Origin of the sequence: Arthrobacter pigmenti (assembly GCF_011927905.1) — a bacterium.
In the GTDB taxonomy this organism is placed as follows: Bacteria; Actinomycetota; Actinomycetes; order Actinomycetales; family Micrococcaceae; genus Arthrobacter_D; species Arthrobacter_D pigmenti.
In genome coordinates, this window is sequence record NZ_JAATJL010000001.1 from 842,811 (window position 1) to 858,193 (window position 15,383).

Below are 15,383 nucleotides of genomic sequence, written 5' to 3' on the forward strand. Positions count from 1 at the left end.
CATGGCTGAGCGGCTACGCATCGAAGCTTCGGCCTATCTCCGTCAGCATGCGGAGAACCCGGTGGACTGGTGGCCGTTCAGCGATGGAGCGTTCAGCGAGGCGCGGCAGCGGGACGTGCCGGTTTTCATCTCGGTTGGCTATGCCGCTTGCCACTGGTGCCACGTCATGGCGCACGAGTCGTTCGAGGACACAGCGGTTGCCGACTACCTGAACCGGCACTTCGTCTCCATCAAGGTTGACCGCGAGGAACGCCCCGACGTCGACGCCGTCTACATGGCAGCGACGCAAACCATGACAGGCCAGGGCGGCTGGCCGATGAGCGTCTTCACCCTCCCGGACGGGCGGGCCTTTTTCGCAGGCACCTACTTCCCGCCGTCACCAATCCGTGGGGCTCCGTCCTTCCGCCAGGTGCTCGAGGCGGTGCAGGACGCGTGGACCCACCGCCGCACGGAAGTCGAACAGAGCGCCGGTCAACTGGCAGGCAGCCTGGGGGACGCCCAGCGCCGGAGCGCCGGCTTGCTCCTTCCCCGGAATAACGACGACGGCGTCTCCCCGCTCGAGGACACACTTCCGGCCGCGGTGGCCGGACTGGCAGCGCAGGAGGACACCATCCACGGCGGGTTCGGCGACGCACCCAAGTTCCCGCCGTCGTCGTCGCTTGCCTTCCTGCTGGCAAGGGCCCGGTCCGATGACCCCGGGGGCCAAGCGGCGGCGCTGGCCGCCCGCACGCTCGAAGCCATGGCTGGCTCGGGAATGCACGACCTGCTGGGCGGGGGATTTGCCCGCTACGCAGTGGACGCCGCCTGGGCTGTGCCGCACTTCGAGAAGATGCTCTACGACAACGCGCAGCTGATCCGCGTCTACGCGCGCTGGGCCGTGCAGGCGGACAGCCCGGAGCGCAAACGGCTGGCTGAACGGGTTGCGCGCGGCGCAGCAGGCTGGCTGGAACGGGAATTGGCAGTCGACGGGGGAGCCTTCGCCTCATCACTGGACGCCGATACGTTGATCGACGGCGCGCGGGTAGAGGGCGGTACGTACACCTGGACTCGGGACCAGCTTGGGGAAATCCTCGGCAACCGCGCGGAAGCGGTGCTGGACCTGTTCGATGTGCGGGCGGGCAGCGTTGAGAGCGGAGCCTTCACGCTGCACGCCGGGCGGAGCTGGAGCACGGCGGAATGGACGCTTTGGGATGAGGTGGCCCCGAGTCTCCTGAGCGCACGAAACGACAGACCGCAACCGGCCAGGGATGAAAAAGTGGTGGCGGGCTGGAACGGACTGGCGGTCGGAAGCCTCGCCGAAGCCGGCGCCCTGCTGGAGGATGCGGCCCTGCTCGCGATGGCCGGGCGGGCGGCAGCGTACCTGCTGGAGGTGCACTGGGACGGTACGCAATTGCGCAGGGTTTCCCACCGGGGGCGGGCCGTGGGTATCGATGGGCTGCTCGAGGACTATGCCGGCGTGGTCGACGGTCTCCAGGCCCTGTACTCCGCCACCGGGGACCTGCGGTGGTACCGGGCGTCGGAGCAGCTCCTCGAGAGGGCCCTGGGCATCTTCGTACGGCCGGACGGGACAGTAGTTGACGCAGGTACGCTGGCCGGCCCGCTTCTCGCTGCACAGGCGGCCCAGCAGGCGGCGGATCCCTTCGATAACGCGGCGCCGTCAGGCATCGCGTTGCTGGCAGGAGCACTGGTGACCTCCGCTGCCTACAACGGCTCAGCCGAGCGGCGCGGGCTGGCTGAGAAGCTCCTGGCCCACGTGTCCGCGCTGGCCTCCCGCGCACCGCGGGCGATCGGGTGGGCGCTCGCTGTTGGGCAGGCTGCGGTCAACGGGCCTCAGGAAGTCGCCGTCGTTGGGCCTCGCGGTTCTGCTCGTGAGCGGTTGGCGGCCACAGCACGACGGCGGGGCAAGGCCGGGATTGCGCTCGCAGTGGGGGAGGGGAGCGAATCAGCCGTGCCGCTGCTGACCGGGCGAAGAACAGCGGACGACGGCGGACCGCTCGCCTATGTCTGTGAGGCAATGGTGTGCAGGCGCCCCGTGTCGGAGCCCGAGGAACTCGGCGCGCTGTTGGGACGCTCAACCGGTGAGGTTCAGGAGTAGACCGGATTCAGGACGGCGATCATGATCGCAATGAAGTGCGCCGTGAACGCCGCGACGGTGAACGCGTGGAAGAGCTCGTGGAACCCGAACCACTTCGGGCTGAGGTTGGGGCGTTTCAGGCCGTACACCACCGCACCGGCGATGTAGAGCGCGCCGCCAACGCAGATCAGGGCGGTGGCGGGCACACTGGCCGCCAGGAAGTCAGGCAGGAACAAGAGGGCAGCCAAGCCGAGCGCAACGTAGATGGGGACGTAGAGCCAGCGGGGTGCGTTGACCCACAGCACCCTGAAAAGTACTCCTGCAATGGCGCCGCACCAGATGAGCCACAACAGGACAACGGCTGTGTTCCGCTCCAGCAGCGCCCAGGACAACGGAGTGTAGCTGCCGGCGATGACCAGCATGATGTTGGTGTGGTCAAGGCGCTTGAGTACCACTTTGGTGCGCGGCCGCCAGTTTCCGCGGTGGTAGACGGCGCTCACTCCGAACAGCAGGACGCCGGTGAAGGCGTAGATGGCGGAGGTGATCTTTCCCGCCGTGGTCGGAGCGATGCTGATGAGGACAATGCCTGCCGCCACAGCCAGGGGGGTAGCCCCGGCGTGGATCCAGCCGCGCCATTTGGGTTTGATGTTCAGGGCGTCCGCTACCCGGTCTACAGCCGCTTCGACCGGGCCCTGGGCCGGCGCCGATTCGTCGCCGTCAGGGGAAGGAGCTGATGCACCGGGCGGAGGGGAAACGCTTCGGCTCATGGGCGCCATCCTAACTTACGGAAGCGTAAGTTACTAATGAGTAACAAGGCGCTTCCCGATCAGGCACAGTCTGTGCCGGTACGGTAGGACAAGTATCAAGACCGCAGATTATCAAACAGGATCAAAGGACGGGTGGGCTGTGCCGTGAAGTTTCCGACGTTCGCCTACGACTTCTACGAACGTAAGCTGCAACGCTCACTGGCACCGGACCGCATTCCCCACCATGTCGGCGTCATGGTGGACGGCAACAGGCGCTGGGCGAAGCTCGCAGGCGCTCCCACGCAACACGGGCACCAGGCTGGCGCTGACAAGATCCTCGAATTCCTTGGCTGGTGCGAGGGACTCGGCATTGAGATGGTCACGCTGTACATGCTTTCCACCGATAACATGAACCGTTCACCTGATGAGATCGAGCAGCTGCTCGACATCATCGGGAACACCCTGGACCGGCTCGGGGAGACCCGGAGGGTGCGGGTCCAGCCGGTTGGTGCACTGGACCTGCTGCCGGAGCACCTGGCCACGAAGGTCACCGAACTTGCGGAACGTACGGCCCGCATTGAAGGGCTGCACGTCAACGTTGCTGTGGGTTACGGGGGGCGGCGGGAGATTGTCGACGCCGTCAAGGAGCTCCTGCTGCATGCGGAGAAGGACGGATCATCCCTTCCCGAGGTCGCAGAGAACCTCACGGTCGGCCAAATTTCCGAGTACCTCTACACCCGAGGGCAGCCCGATCCGGATCTGGTGATTCGCACCTCGGGTGAGCTGCGGCTCTCCGGCTTCCTGATGTGGCAGAGCGCGTACAGCGAGTTCTACTTCTGTGAGGCGCTCTGGCCGGACTTCCGGCGCGTCGACTTCCTTCGCGCCCTGCGTGACTACGGCCGCCGCCAGCGGCGCTTCGGTTCCTAAAATCGGTTCAAACTTAATCCCAAGTTCACGCGACACGCCCGCGTGGGTGGGTGCCGCCGTCGTCGTAGTAGAGCGTATTGTCGGTTGCATCAGACGGCACCCGCCGACTGGTCGGGGAGGCCACCAATGCAGACGACGTGCTCCACAGCACACGCGCTGAGTAGGGGAGGCCGCGTGCGGCCAACAGGCCAACCCGCCTCACCAAAGCCCTAGGAATTCCCGGGCGTTTGGCGCCTGGGGAAGTGGAGTTGAAGTGGCCACATCTCGCACCACCCAGCGATCCGCAAGCGAAACGCTCAACAACAACCGGGCCCGCCAGGCAGCACAGGATGAACAGGTGCTCGCAGAGGCGGGCCTTTCTGTTGTGGAGAGTCTCGGCAGCCGCAGTTATGTGCTGGACACGTCCGTGTTGCTGTCTGATCCGCGCGCCATCACGCGTTTCGCTGAGCACGAGGTGATTCTGCCGATCGTGGTGATCACTGAACTCGAAGGCAAACGCCACGATCCCGAGCTGGGCTATTTCGCTCGCAAGGCGCTTCGGCTGCTCGATGACCTGCGCGTGAAACACAACGGGTTGAACCAAGCCATACCGCTGGGAACCGAGGGCGGCACCCTGCGTGTCGAACTCAATCACGTGTCCACCGAGGTTCTGCCCGTGGGTTTCCGGAGCGGTGACAATGACTCCCGCATCCTCGCGGTCGCCAAGAACCTCGCCGACGAGGGCCGGAACGTCACGGTGGTTTCCAAGGACCTGCCCATGAGGGTCAAGGCCTCCGCCATGGGCCTGCAGGCGGATGAGTACCGCAACGAGTTGGTGAAGGACTCCGGCTGGACCGGTGTCGCCGAGCTGGACACAGCGGACGACGACGTCGACACCCTCTACGCGCACGAGCCCGTCTTCCTGCCGGCCGCCGCTGAACTGCCGGCGAACACCGGCGTCATCCTCCACTCCGGCAAGGGATCGGCGCTGGGACGGGTAGGCGCCGACAAGCAGGTCCGGCTGGTGCGCGGGGACCGGGATGTGTTCGGTCTGCACGGACGCTCCGCGGAACAGCGGCTGGCGATCGACCTGCTGCTGGATCCGGAAGTGGGTATCGTCTCCCTCGGTGGCAGGGCGGGAACGGGGAAGTCGGCGCTGGCGCTGTGCGCCGGATTGGAAGCGGTGCTGGAGCGGCAGGAGCACCGCAAGGTGGTGGTCTTCCGTCCGTTGTACGCAGTCGGCGGCCAGGAGCTGGGCTACCTGCCCGGGAGCGAGTCCGAGAAGATGAACCCGTGGGCGCAGGCAGTCTTCGACACCCTCGGAGCGCTGGTCTCCCAGGAAGTCGTCGAGGAGGTAATGGACCGCGGAATGCTGGAGGTCCTGCCCCTGACGCACATCCGGGGGCGCTCTCTGCATGACTCATTCGTGATCGTCGACGAGGCACAGTCCCTGGAGAAGAACGTCCTGCTGACCGTGATGAGCCGCATCGGGCAGAACTCGAAAATCGTCCTGACGCATGACGTGGCACAGCGGGACAACCTGCGGGTCGGGCGGCACGACGGCATTGCCGCCGTCGTCGAAACCCTCAAGGGGCATCCCCTGTTCGGCCACATCACGCTCACCCGCTCGGAGCGCTCGCCGATCGCGGCGCTCGTGACCGAACTGCTCGAGGGAGCGGAGATCTAACTCAGGAGACTTGCCACGGCATGTGCTCGCGGACATCGGTGAGCGTGGGCGGGGCGTCGATGAAGAGATCATCGACCATGTACTCGTCCACGCCGCTGATGGCCAGCCGGTGTCCGCATCCGGCCAGCTCGCCGTCGAGCGCCGTGGTTGACACGCAGATCGCGGTGGCAATGTCCACGACCACCCGCGTGTTACCCGTGCCGATCAATGGCCTGCCCGGGGTGAACGGCTGATAGGAGACGTTCGGCGTGACTGTGGCTGCCAGTGCTGCCCGTCCTTCGTAGGTCTCCTCGGCGATGTCCTCCAGCTCCACACGGTTCGCGAACGGCGTTTCGAAAGGAACCGGGGCGGCGCCGGCGAGTTCCACCGGGTCCAGCATGGCGGTCCAGCGGGGGTCGCCGAACGCCGGGTCGCCGTAGGCCGCCTGGGGACGGCGGTGCACGTAGCCGACGTCGTTATAGACCGGGGAGACCAGCCGTGGAGCCACCAGCCAAGACTTCTTGCTCGCGCTGACATACAGGGCATCACGGGACTGCTCGTTGCCGGTGCTGCTGTGGAGCACAACGCCGTCGGCAGTCTCCACCCGGAGCGCGGCCGGACGCCGCACCCAGGCGCGCAAGGGGTCGGATTCGCCGTCCCGTGTTGACCACGACACGGAGAACCGCACCGTGTCCCAGCGCCAGGGCGAGGACCGGCAGAGTGACCGGAAGATACTCGCCGGGTTTGAGCTGCTCGTAGCCGACATATCCACAGTCTAGTCAGGGCCTCGCCTGTCCACCGGCTTCGGTCGGTTACCGTTGGCTCATGCTGGCACTGATGGGGGAGTACTGGGGCAGCGCACCTGTTGCGTTCTGGCTCTGCGCGGCGGCACTGGCTCTCCTGGCCGTGGTGGGGATCTGGCTCAGCATCATCGACATCCTGACCCACCGTCTGCCGAACCGGATCATCTTCCCGTCCTATCCCGCCGCCGCAGTGCTCCTGATTGCCGCAGCGCTTGCCGTACAGGACTGGAACCGGCTCGTTTCCCTCGCAGGCGGGGCGGCCGCGCTGTGGGTCTTCTACTTTCTTCTGCGCCTGATCTATCCAGCTGGAATGGGCTTCGGGGACGTGAAACTGGCCGGATTGCTCGGGCTTTACCTCGGCTTCGCCGGTTGGCCCAATCTGCTCTGGGGGACGTTCGCCGCGTTTCTGTTGGGCGGACTGTGGGGCGTTCTCCTCATTGTGAGTCGGCGCGGAACCGCGAAGTCCGCCATTCCTTTCGGGCCATTCATGATCGTCGGCGCTTTCCTGGTGCTCGCACTAGGCTGAAGACCATGCCTACACCCGACTTTGTGCTGGCCCTCCGTTCAAAAATCGGTAATGACCCGCTCTGGCTTCCCGGCGCCGCGGCAGTGGTGTACGACGACGACGGCCGCGTCCTGCTCGGACGGCGCGCCGACAACGGCCAATGGACGATCATCACCGGAATCATCGACCCGGGCGAACAACCGGCGCAGGCAATCGTGCGCGAAGTGATGGAGGAGACCGGGGTGGTTGTGGAGGTGGAGCATCTGGTGGGCGTCGACGTCGTCGGGCCAGTGACGTTCCCGAACGGAGACGTGTCCACCTTCCTGAGCCTGGTCTTCCGGTGCCGCTACCTCTCGGGCGAAGCGCGGGTCAACGACGACGAGTCGAGCGAGGTGCGCTGGTTCGACCTGCAGGACCTGCCGCCGCTGAACGACCTGCACCGGCACCATGCGCGGACAGCCCGGCACTCGGACGGTGTGCCCTACTTCGTGCGGTAGCGGCCTTTGTTCGGTAGAGGCGAGGGCTGAGTGCTTGGATAATCACCGAATGCGGTGCTCAGAAAACCATTATCTCCGCACTCAACGCCGGTGGTTAGGGGATTGCCGGCGCGGGTTCTTAGCGCCGGGGTGTTGGCGGGGCGAGGTCGTTGCGAGCGGCGGCGAGTTCGCGTTCCAGCCGCTCCGCTTCCTCGCCTCCCACGGCCTCGCCGCGGGCCACCATGCCGGAGGTCTCCGAGAGGGGGATTTCCTTCAGGGTGAGCGCGAGAATGAGCGCGAGAACGAGGAACGGTACGAGGTACCAGAAGACCGGAGCAAGGGACTGCGCGTAGGCTTCCACGACAGCGTTCCGCACCGGTTCCGGCAATTCCGCGAGGGCTGCGGGGCTGAGTGTTGAAGCGGTCTGGTCCGCCTGCTCGGCTGAGGCGCCGAAGCCGGCGAACGTCGTCGTCAGCGATTCGGTGAGGCGGCTCGTGAAGATCGCACCGAACACCGCGACGCCCAGGGACGCGCCTACTTCACGGAAGTAGTTGTTGGTGCTGGTGGCCGTGCCGATCATGCTCGGCGATACCGCGTTCTGGACCACGAGGACGATCACCTGCATGATCAGGCCCAGCCCGGCACCGAAGATGAACAGCTGGACGCAGATCACCCAGACGGGAGTGGCGGCCGTAAGGGTGGTCATCCAGAGCAGGGCAGCGATGGTGAAGAGCGTGCCGAGGATCGGGTAGAGCTTGTACTTGCCGGTGCGGGAGATCGCGATGCCCGAGTAGATGGAGGTGCCCATCAGGCCCACCATCATGGGCAGCATCAGCAGGCCCGACGCCGCCGCTGTTGTCCCGGAGGACATCTGGAGGAACGTCGGTACGAAGGCGAGAGCCGCGAACATGCCGAGACCCAGGGTGAACCCGATTGCGGTGCTGTTGATGAAGACCCTGTTGCGGAAGAGGCTGAGCGGAATGATCGGATCCGCTGCGCGCTTCTCTGCCATGACGAAGCCCACCGCAGCGAGCACCATACCGACGCCGAACGCCCAGGTCAGGCCGGAAGTCCAGCCGTGCTCCGAATCGGCACCGAAATCGGTGAAGAAGATGAGGCAGGTGGTTGCGATCGAAAGCAGGAGCACTCCGGGCAGGTCGATGCGGTGCTGCGCCTTCTTGGCCGGGAGGGTCAGGGTGAACCACGCGATGAAGAAGGCTGCGATGCCTACCGGGATGTTGATGTAGAAGGCCCACTCCCACGTGAGGTGGTCCACGAAGTAGCCGCCGAGCAGCGGACCCGCGATGGCGGAGAGGCCGAAGATGCCTCCGAGGGGACCCATGTACTTGCCGCGCTGGTTGGCCGGAACTATGTCGGCGATGATGGCCTGCGAGAGGATCATCAGGCCGCCGCCGCCGAGGCCCTGGATCGCACGGAAGATCACGAAGCCCCAGAAGTCGGTGGCGAACGCGCACCCGACGGATGCCAGGGTGAACAGTGCGATGGCGAACAGGAACAGGTTGCGCCGTCCGAGGACGTCGCCGAACTTGCCATAAATCGGCATCACGATGGTTGTGGCCAGCAGGTACGCCGTGGTGATCCACGTTTGGTGCTCCACGCCGCCGAGCTCGCCGACGATCGTCGGCATTGCCGTGGACACGATCGTCTGGTCAAGACTGGAGAGCAGCATGCCGGCAATCAGGGCGGAGAAGATGATCCAGATGCGGCGCTGCGTCAGCAGCAGCGGCCCGGAGGTCTCAGTACGCGAACTCATGGTTTTCCTTCGGAGGTGGCTGCGGGTCGGCTCTGCTCGCTGAACAGGTACCTGGCGGCGTCGATATTGGTGATGAGGATCTCCCGGTAGCTTTGCGGGGATTCCGAGGTCAGGAACGTGTGCGTGGAGGTCCACGCGATGTGGCTCAGGATGTGCGTTGCCATCGAAGCGCGCGGATCGTCCGCGGCCATGCCTTCCCTGCGTGCGATCAGCGCGGCGAATTCCTTCTGCCGGACGGCGGATTCGCCGAAGAGTTTCGCGAGCAGTTCGGGTTCTTTCTGCATCACAGCGTGCAGTTGGGCGAATTGTTCGCGGGTCAGCGCGAGGCGCTCGCCGGCGTTCGCCGCGTACTCCGTCAAGGCATCGAGGAGACAAATGCGTCCTGCGCTGTCAAGAAACTCCGTGACGAGGTCTTCGGGGAAATGGGCGTCCTCGTCATGACCGAGGATCGCGTCTTCCTTGGAGGGGAAGTAATTGAAGAAGGTGCGGCGTGAGACCCCAACGAGCTCGCACAATTCCTCGACGGTGAACCCGGCAAGGCCACGTTCTGCGGTCAGCCGACGGGCGGTTGTGCAGATGGCCGAGCGGGTGGCGCGCCGCTTGCGTTCGCGGAGGCCGCCGTCGTCGTTATCTGCACTATTGTCCATAAAGTGTATTTTTGCACTCTTATACGAAACGTGCAAAACATCCTGAAAGGTGGACCGACACATTGGGAAACGCTTTCCACATTCGAAGTGAAGCTCTTGTGTGTGACCGTTCTCACGTATAGGCTGGCGAAGGTCCAGGATCCTGAATCGTTTCATCCACGAACGGCGAAGAGGCATGGACCCCACGTACCACCGAGAGATTTCACTGTCGAAACAAGAAGGTGTGATGCCATGTCCCCCGGATTTCTGCGCCCGCATTCAGCGCGTGCCCTGATAGCAGGGACGGCCATCGTCGGTCTCTGTACGGCGACGACGCCGGCCTTGGCGGCGGAGGAGCCGCTCACCAGATCCTTCGATTTCGGTACTGCCAGCAGCCCTGTTGCTGACGGCTGGACCGGAGTCGCTGAAAGCAACCGCTACTCCGTTGAAGCAGGGTTCGGGGTTGTGCCGCTAGCCGGCGCCGCGGCACCAACGTCCCGGTACCGCGCTATTGAGGCTGTGGACCCTGTCGCGAACGACTTCGTGCTGGGCTCCGCATGGGGCTTTGTGGTTGATGTTCCCGATGGCGCTTACAGCGTGCGGGTTCTGTCGGGCGATCAGCTTCCCGGTACCAGCACCTCCAAGACCAACGTTGCGCTGGAAGGGGTGGCAGCCGGAACCGTTCAGGCGCGCCAGTCCGTGTCTGAGCAGACCTGGCAGACAACGGTGGAGGACGGCCAGCTCACCATTGACTTCTCCGCAGACACCGGTGGGGCCTACGTCAACGGCGTGGTTGTCACCGAGGTTGAGCCGGAGCCGGAGCCGGAACCAGAACCTGAACCCGAGCCGGAAGAGCCGGTCTCCACGCTCACCGCTCCACAGTCTGTGCGCATGTCCCACGTGACCCCCGAGGCGGTAACACTGCGTTGGAATCTGGTCACCGGAGCCACGGGTTACGTAGTCAGCCGCGCCGACACCGTCGGCGGTCCTTACACCAAAGTTGCAGAAACCACGGAGCGGGTTGTCTACCTGACGGACCCCGTCGACACAACCAAAACCCATTACTACAAGATCCAGGCGCGCGGCGCAGACGGCCTCTCGCCGTCGTCGGCTGCTGCTGTCTCCAGCCTCAGCGGTGAGGCACCGGCACTTCCGGAGAACGGCGTACTTTCGCTGGACCTCGGTAACGGGGCAACCGCTCCCGGCGCTGTCCGGGTGGACGAGACCACCGCATACACGGCAGAGAACCGCGTGGGCTTCGTGGACGTGTCACAGGTGTCCGCTACCGACCGCGGCATCGAGGACGCAACGCGTTCAGACTTCGTCACAGTCGGGGATACCGAGCTCGTTATCGACCTGCCGAACGGCAACTACACGGCGAATCTCATCGCGGGCGACCCCGAGGGCGCCACTGATATCGCGATTACCGCTGAGCAGATGGCGAAGGTGCAGCCAACCGCCAAGACTGCCGGTCAGTACCTGGAGATGGCCTTCGACATCGCAGTGGTGGACGGCCAGCTCAATCTTGAGTTCGGTGGCACTGCAGCTAATCTGAATTCGCTCGTGCTGACCCAGCAGACGCCGCTTGAGGCAGGGCCTCAGCCGACCGCCTGGATCACCGGCGACTCCACCGTCCAGACCTACACCTCCGGGTTCGCGCCGCAGGCAGGCTGGGGTCAGATGATTGACCGTTTCCTTTCGGATGACGTGGCGATCGAGAACAAGGCGATCGGCGGGCGCAGTTCGAAGAACTTCATCAGCCAGGGCCGCCTCGACGAGGTGCTGCTGGACATCCGTCCGGGCGACTACCTCTTCGTTCAGTTCGGCCACAACGACAACAGCTATGGCGTTGACGACCGCTGGGCCGCTCCCGGGGACTACGCGGAGTACCTGCGTACCTTCATCGACGGCGCCACACAGCGCGGTGCAACCCCGGTCATCGTGACGCCGGTGTCCCGCAGGTCCTACAACACGGAGACAGGCGAGACGAACGTGTCCTTCCCCGAGTACGTGCAGGCAGCATCGGATATCGCTGCCGAGACCGGCACGCCGCTGGTGGACCTGTCGGCCTCGAGCCGCGCCTACCTGACCGAGATCGGGCCGGAAGCAGCCAAGTCAGTCTTCCTGCACGTTCCGGCGGGCGTGTACCCGGGCCGGCCGAACGGAACCACTGACGACACCCACTTCCAGGAATACGGCGCCATTCAGATGGCCCGCCTCGTCGCCACTGATATCGCAAAGCTGGACATCCCGCTTGCGGCAGAGGTGGAAGCGGCAGAGCCGCCGGCAGAAGTTCCGGCAGCGCCCACCGGGCTTGTTGCGGGCAGCGTCTCGAACGCCGGTGCGCAGCTGACCTGGGATGCAGTCGAGGGTGCTGACATCTACAAGGTCTTCGCGAAGAAGGCCGACGCCGGTGACGAAGCGTATGCTCTCGTCACCACGTCGACCGTGCCGATCGCTTCGGTAACCGGTTTAGCGGAAGGCACCTCCTACGACCTGCGGGTTGCCGCAGTCAACGGCCGGGGCGACTCGGCGCCGTCGGAAGTTGTCCGGATCACCACGAAGGCACCGCTGTACAAGTTCGACCTGCAGCTCTCCGGTAACCCGGTGATGGACGGCTACACAGCGATCGATAACATGAGCCTCTACACACCGGAGATCGGCTACGGCTTCCTGTCCATCGATGGTCTTGGCGGGCGCGACCGTGGTACCGGGTTTGACCCTGTGCCCACCGCTCTCCAGCAGGACTTCCTGCTGCCCGATGCGAATGCGCACGAACTTGTCATCGATGTGCCGAACGGCTCCTATGCACTGAAGGCCTATTACGGCGACCCGCTCGGAAGCGGACGGCTCGCGCTGCAGGCAGAGAGCAAGGATTACGGTTCTTCCAACGCCGGTCGCGGCACCATTGGCGACCGGCTCCTGCAGCCGGTACTGGTGACGGATGGTCAGATCAGCATCAAGGCCACCGGCTGGTTCAACGGCCTCGAAATTACGCCGCTGCTGCTGGCGCCGAATGAGCTCACGGCAGACGACGTCGTTATCGACGGTAGTGACGTTGCTGTGTCGCTGAGCTGGAAGGGCAACGACGACGCCGCGGGCTACCGTGTCTACCGCCAGTCGGCGGGAGCGACGGAAGCCGAAGCTCTCGGTGATGTGGATGGAACGTCCTTCGTGGATACGACGGCCGATATCGGGCTGGAGTACACCTACACCGTCGTTGCTCTGGACGCGGCCGGCGCGGAGTCTGTTCCGTCCAATGCGCTTGAGCTCACTACGGTGGACCCGGACGTAGCAAAGGCGCCGGTTCCCACAGGACTGGCCTTGGGCGACGTGAACAAGAACGACGTCACGCTCAACTGGCAGGCCTCCGAGGGCGCGCTCTTCTACCAGGTCTTCCGCGCCGATCCGTTGGCTGACGGTTCGGTCAGTGAGCTCGAGCTCATCGGTCGGGCTGAAGGTCCCACTTACACGGACACCGATGTCCTGACCACCATCGAGTACGTGTATGCGGTGGCTGCCGTGAACGCGGGCGGCGTCTCGGCGCAGTCTGAGACCGTCACTTCCCCCGCTGTCACCACGCTGGCGCGGCAGACCGAACGGCTTGACCGTTCCCCGGTTGCGGTTGCCTCCGAAGAAGGCGTCTACATTGGTTGGCGCATGCTCGGCCTCGATCCTGAGGAGATCAAGTTCCACGTGTACCGCGACGGTGAGCGGATCACTGCCGACCCTGTGACATCCAGCACCAACATGCTCGATGCCGACGGCGCTGCCGGTGCAACTTACCGCATCAGCACCGTGGTGAACGGATCCGAACGCTGGGCCACCGAGGACTTCACTGTGTGGGATGCCCAGACCCTGGATATCCCGCTGGACAAGCCGGCCGACGCATACACCAAGGACGGCCAGCCCTACAGCTATCGTGCCAATGACGCATCGATCGGTGACCTGGACGGTGACGGTCAGTACGAGATCGTGCTCAAGTGGGATCCGACCAACTCGCAGGACAACTCCAAGGGTGGCTACACCGGCAACGTCTATGTTGATGCCTACGAACTGGACGGCACCCGCCTATGGCGGATCGACCTGGGCAACAACATCCGTGCGGGCGCTCACTACACCCAGTTCCAGGTGTTCGACCTGGACGGCGACGGCAAGGCCGAAGTCACCATGAAGACGGCCGATGGAACAGTGGACGGAGCCGGTGTAGTGATCGGCGATGCACGGGCCGACTACCGGAACTCCGGCGGGTACGTGCTGTCCGGCCCTGAATTCCTCACGGTCTTCTCGGGCGCAACGGGTGCGGCGATCGATACCGCAGACTACATTCCGGCTCGTGGGGATGTCGGTTCCTGGGGCGACGGTTACGGTAACCGCGTGGACCGGTTCCTGGCTGGCGTCGCATACCTTGACGGTGAAAAGCCGAGCCTGATCTTCAGCCGCGGCTACTACACCCGCACGGTGATCGCAGCCTACGACTTCGACGGCACCTCGCTCACCTCACGGTGGACCTTCGATTCCAATGAGTCCGGCGATGAGTACCGCGGCCAGGGTAACCACGGATTGTCGGTGGCGGATGTTGATGGGGATCAAAAGGACGAGATTGTCTTCGGCTCGATGACCATCGACGACGACGGGACGCCGCTCTACAACACCGGCCTCGGCCACGGTGACGCGCTGCACGTATCGGACTTCGATCCGGCGCATGCCGGACTCGAGGTGTTCGCTGCGCATGAGGACCTCGGTGCTTCCGGCGGCGCGGGTGCAACGTACCGTGACGCTGCGACCGGTGAGGTCATCTGGTCCATTCCTGCGACCAGGGATACCGGCCGCGCCGTCATGGGCGACATCGATCCGAGGCATGCAGGCTCGGAGGGGTGGGCCATCGGCGGCGACGCTGCGTGGAACTCACCCGTGGGCCAACTGAAGTCAGCAAGCGGTGAGCTGCTTTCCGAGCAGATTCCGGCGGCGAACTTCCTCACCTGGTGGGACGGTGACCTGCTTCGGGAGATCACCGATCACGACTGGACGGAGGCTACCCGCACCGGCGTGCCGACCATCTCCAAGTGGAATGCGGAGACCAGCACGGAGGAGGAGATCTACCGGGCAACGGGAACCCTCACGAACAACGACACCAAGGGCACCCCGGCACTGCAGGCAGATCTGTTCGGTGACTGGCGAGAAGAAATTGTCACGCGCACTGATGATTCCACGGCCCTGCGCATTGCCACGACGGTGAATGTAACCGACCACCGGCTCCGCACGCTGCAGTCCGATCCGGTATACCGTCTCGGCGTGGCATGGCAGAACACCGCTTACAACCAGCCGCCGCACACCTCCTACTTCCTGGGAGCCGGGATGGAGCAGCCGGAGGCGCCGAGCATCGCCTATACGGGTGAGGAGCCGGCACCGGGCGAGCTTGTGAAGCCGGGCTTCGTTCCGGAACCCGCGGACAAGAAGGAGCTGACCAAGAAGAACCAGGTGGACCTCGGGCTCGGCAAGGAGAAGTTCCCACGCGGAGCGTCGGAAGTTGTCTTATCCAACCTGACGGCAGGTCAGTGGGTTCACATCTACCTCGGCGGAACCGCACTGGGCTGGCATCTGGTGAACGACGACGGCACAGTCACCGTGACGACGCCGGAGGACACCCGGCCTGGTGACAACCGGCTTGTTATCCACACCGCCTCAGGTGAGCTTCACGGCTGGGACCGGTTGAAAGTGGTCGGACCGCCGGTCAAGCGCTGACGGCAGTAGCTGGAACACAGGGAGCCCGGACGGTTGTGAACCGTCCGGGCTCTGCCATTCCC

At 64.6% G+C, this 15,383-nt stretch carries 11 protein-coding genes; 6 read left to right on the top strand and 5 right to left on the bottom strand.

The annotated features are described in order from the left end of the window. The first annotated feature begins 1 nt into the window (after nt 1). Nucleotides 2-2,095 carry a thioredoxin domain-containing protein gene (locus tag BJ994_RS04010; protein ID WP_167991714.1) on the top strand — a complete coding sequence of 698 codons (2,094 nt, stop codon included), beginning with the start codon at nt 2-4 and terminating at the stop codon, nt 2,093-2,095. Here BJ994_RS04010 and trhA read toward each other — a convergent pair. Next, nucleotides 2,086-2,841 carry a PAQR family membrane homeostasis protein TrhA gene (gene trhA, locus BJ994_RS04015; protein WP_167991717.1) on the bottom strand — a complete coding sequence of 252 codons (756 nt, stop codon included), beginning with the start codon at nt 2,839-2,841 and terminating at the stop codon, nt 2,086-2,088. The genes BJ994_RS04010 and trhA overlap by 10 nt on opposite strands. A 144-nt stretch (nt 2,842-2,985) precedes the next feature. On the opposite strand from trhA, the gene BJ994_RS04020 reads away from it, so the two are divergent. After that, nucleotides 2,986-3,747 (top strand): isoprenyl transferase, encoded by a 762-nt coding sequence (locus BJ994_RS04020; RefSeq protein WP_342450275.1) that lies wholly within the window; start codon nt 2,986-2,988, stop codon nt 3,745-3,747. Nucleotides 3,748-3,772: 25 nt separating this feature from the next. Here the strand turns inward: BJ994_RS04020 and BJ994_RS04025 are convergent, their stop codons facing one another. Continuing rightward, on the bottom strand, nt 3,773-3,949 hold the full coding sequence (locus BJ994_RS04025; protein ID WP_167991722.1) for a hypothetical protein: 177 nt from the start codon (nt 3,947-3,949) through the stop codon (nt 3,773-3,775). A 51-nt stretch (nt 3,950-4,000) separates the two neighbouring features. Between BJ994_RS04025 and phoH2 the strand changes: the two genes are divergently transcribed. Continuing rightward, nucleotides 4,001-5,413 carry an RNA 5'-3' helicase PhoH2 gene (phoH2, locus tag BJ994_RS04030; RefSeq protein ID WP_425339363.1) on the top strand — a complete coding sequence of 471 codons (1,413 nt, stop codon included), beginning with the start codon at nt 4,001-4,003 and terminating at the stop codon, nt 5,411-5,413. A gap of 1 nt (nt 5,414) precedes the next feature. Here phoH2 and BJ994_RS04035 read toward each other — a convergent pair whose 3' ends face one another. Continuing rightward, complete coding sequence (locus BJ994_RS04035; RefSeq protein WP_167991724.1) at nt 5,415-6,158, bottom strand: hypothetical protein; 744 nt, start codon at nt 6,156-6,158, stop codon at nt 5,415-5,417. A gap of 59 nt (nt 6,159-6,217) precedes the next feature. Between BJ994_RS04035 and BJ994_RS04040 the strand changes: the two genes are divergently transcribed. Further along, complete coding sequence (locus BJ994_RS04040; protein WP_167991727.1) at nt 6,218-6,721, top strand: prepilin peptidase; 504 nt, start codon at nt 6,218-6,220, stop codon at nt 6,719-6,721. Between the two features lie 5 nt (nt 6,722-6,726). Then, nucleotides 6,727-7,197 (top strand): NUDIX hydrolase, encoded by a 471-nt coding sequence (locus tag BJ994_RS04045; RefSeq protein WP_167991730.1) that lies wholly within the window; start codon nt 6,727-6,729, stop codon nt 7,195-7,197. A gap of 118 nt (nt 7,198-7,315) precedes the next feature. Here BJ994_RS04045 and BJ994_RS04050 read toward each other — a convergent pair whose 3' ends face one another. Further along, a complete protein-coding gene (locus BJ994_RS04050; protein WP_167991733.1) occupies nt 7,316-8,950 on the bottom strand; it encodes an MDR family MFS transporter in 1,635 nt (544 codons plus the stop codon). Further along, nucleotides 8,947-9,597 carry a TetR/AcrR family transcriptional regulator gene (locus BJ994_RS04055; protein ID WP_167991735.1) on the bottom strand — a complete coding sequence of 217 codons (651 nt, stop codon included), beginning with the start codon at nt 9,595-9,597 and terminating at the stop codon, nt 8,947-8,949. The genes BJ994_RS04050 and BJ994_RS04055 overlap by 4 nt, the downstream gene beginning before the upstream one ends. 231 nt (nt 9,598-9,828) lie before the next feature. Between BJ994_RS04055 and BJ994_RS18335 the strand changes: the two genes are divergently transcribed. After that, nucleotides 9,829-15,321, top strand: coding sequence for a rhamnogalacturonan lyase family protein (locus tag BJ994_RS18335; RefSeq protein WP_280801301.1), 5,493 nt, complete (start codon nt 9,829-9,831; stop codon nt 15,319-15,321). Nucleotides 15,322-15,383: the final 62 nt, after the last annotated feature.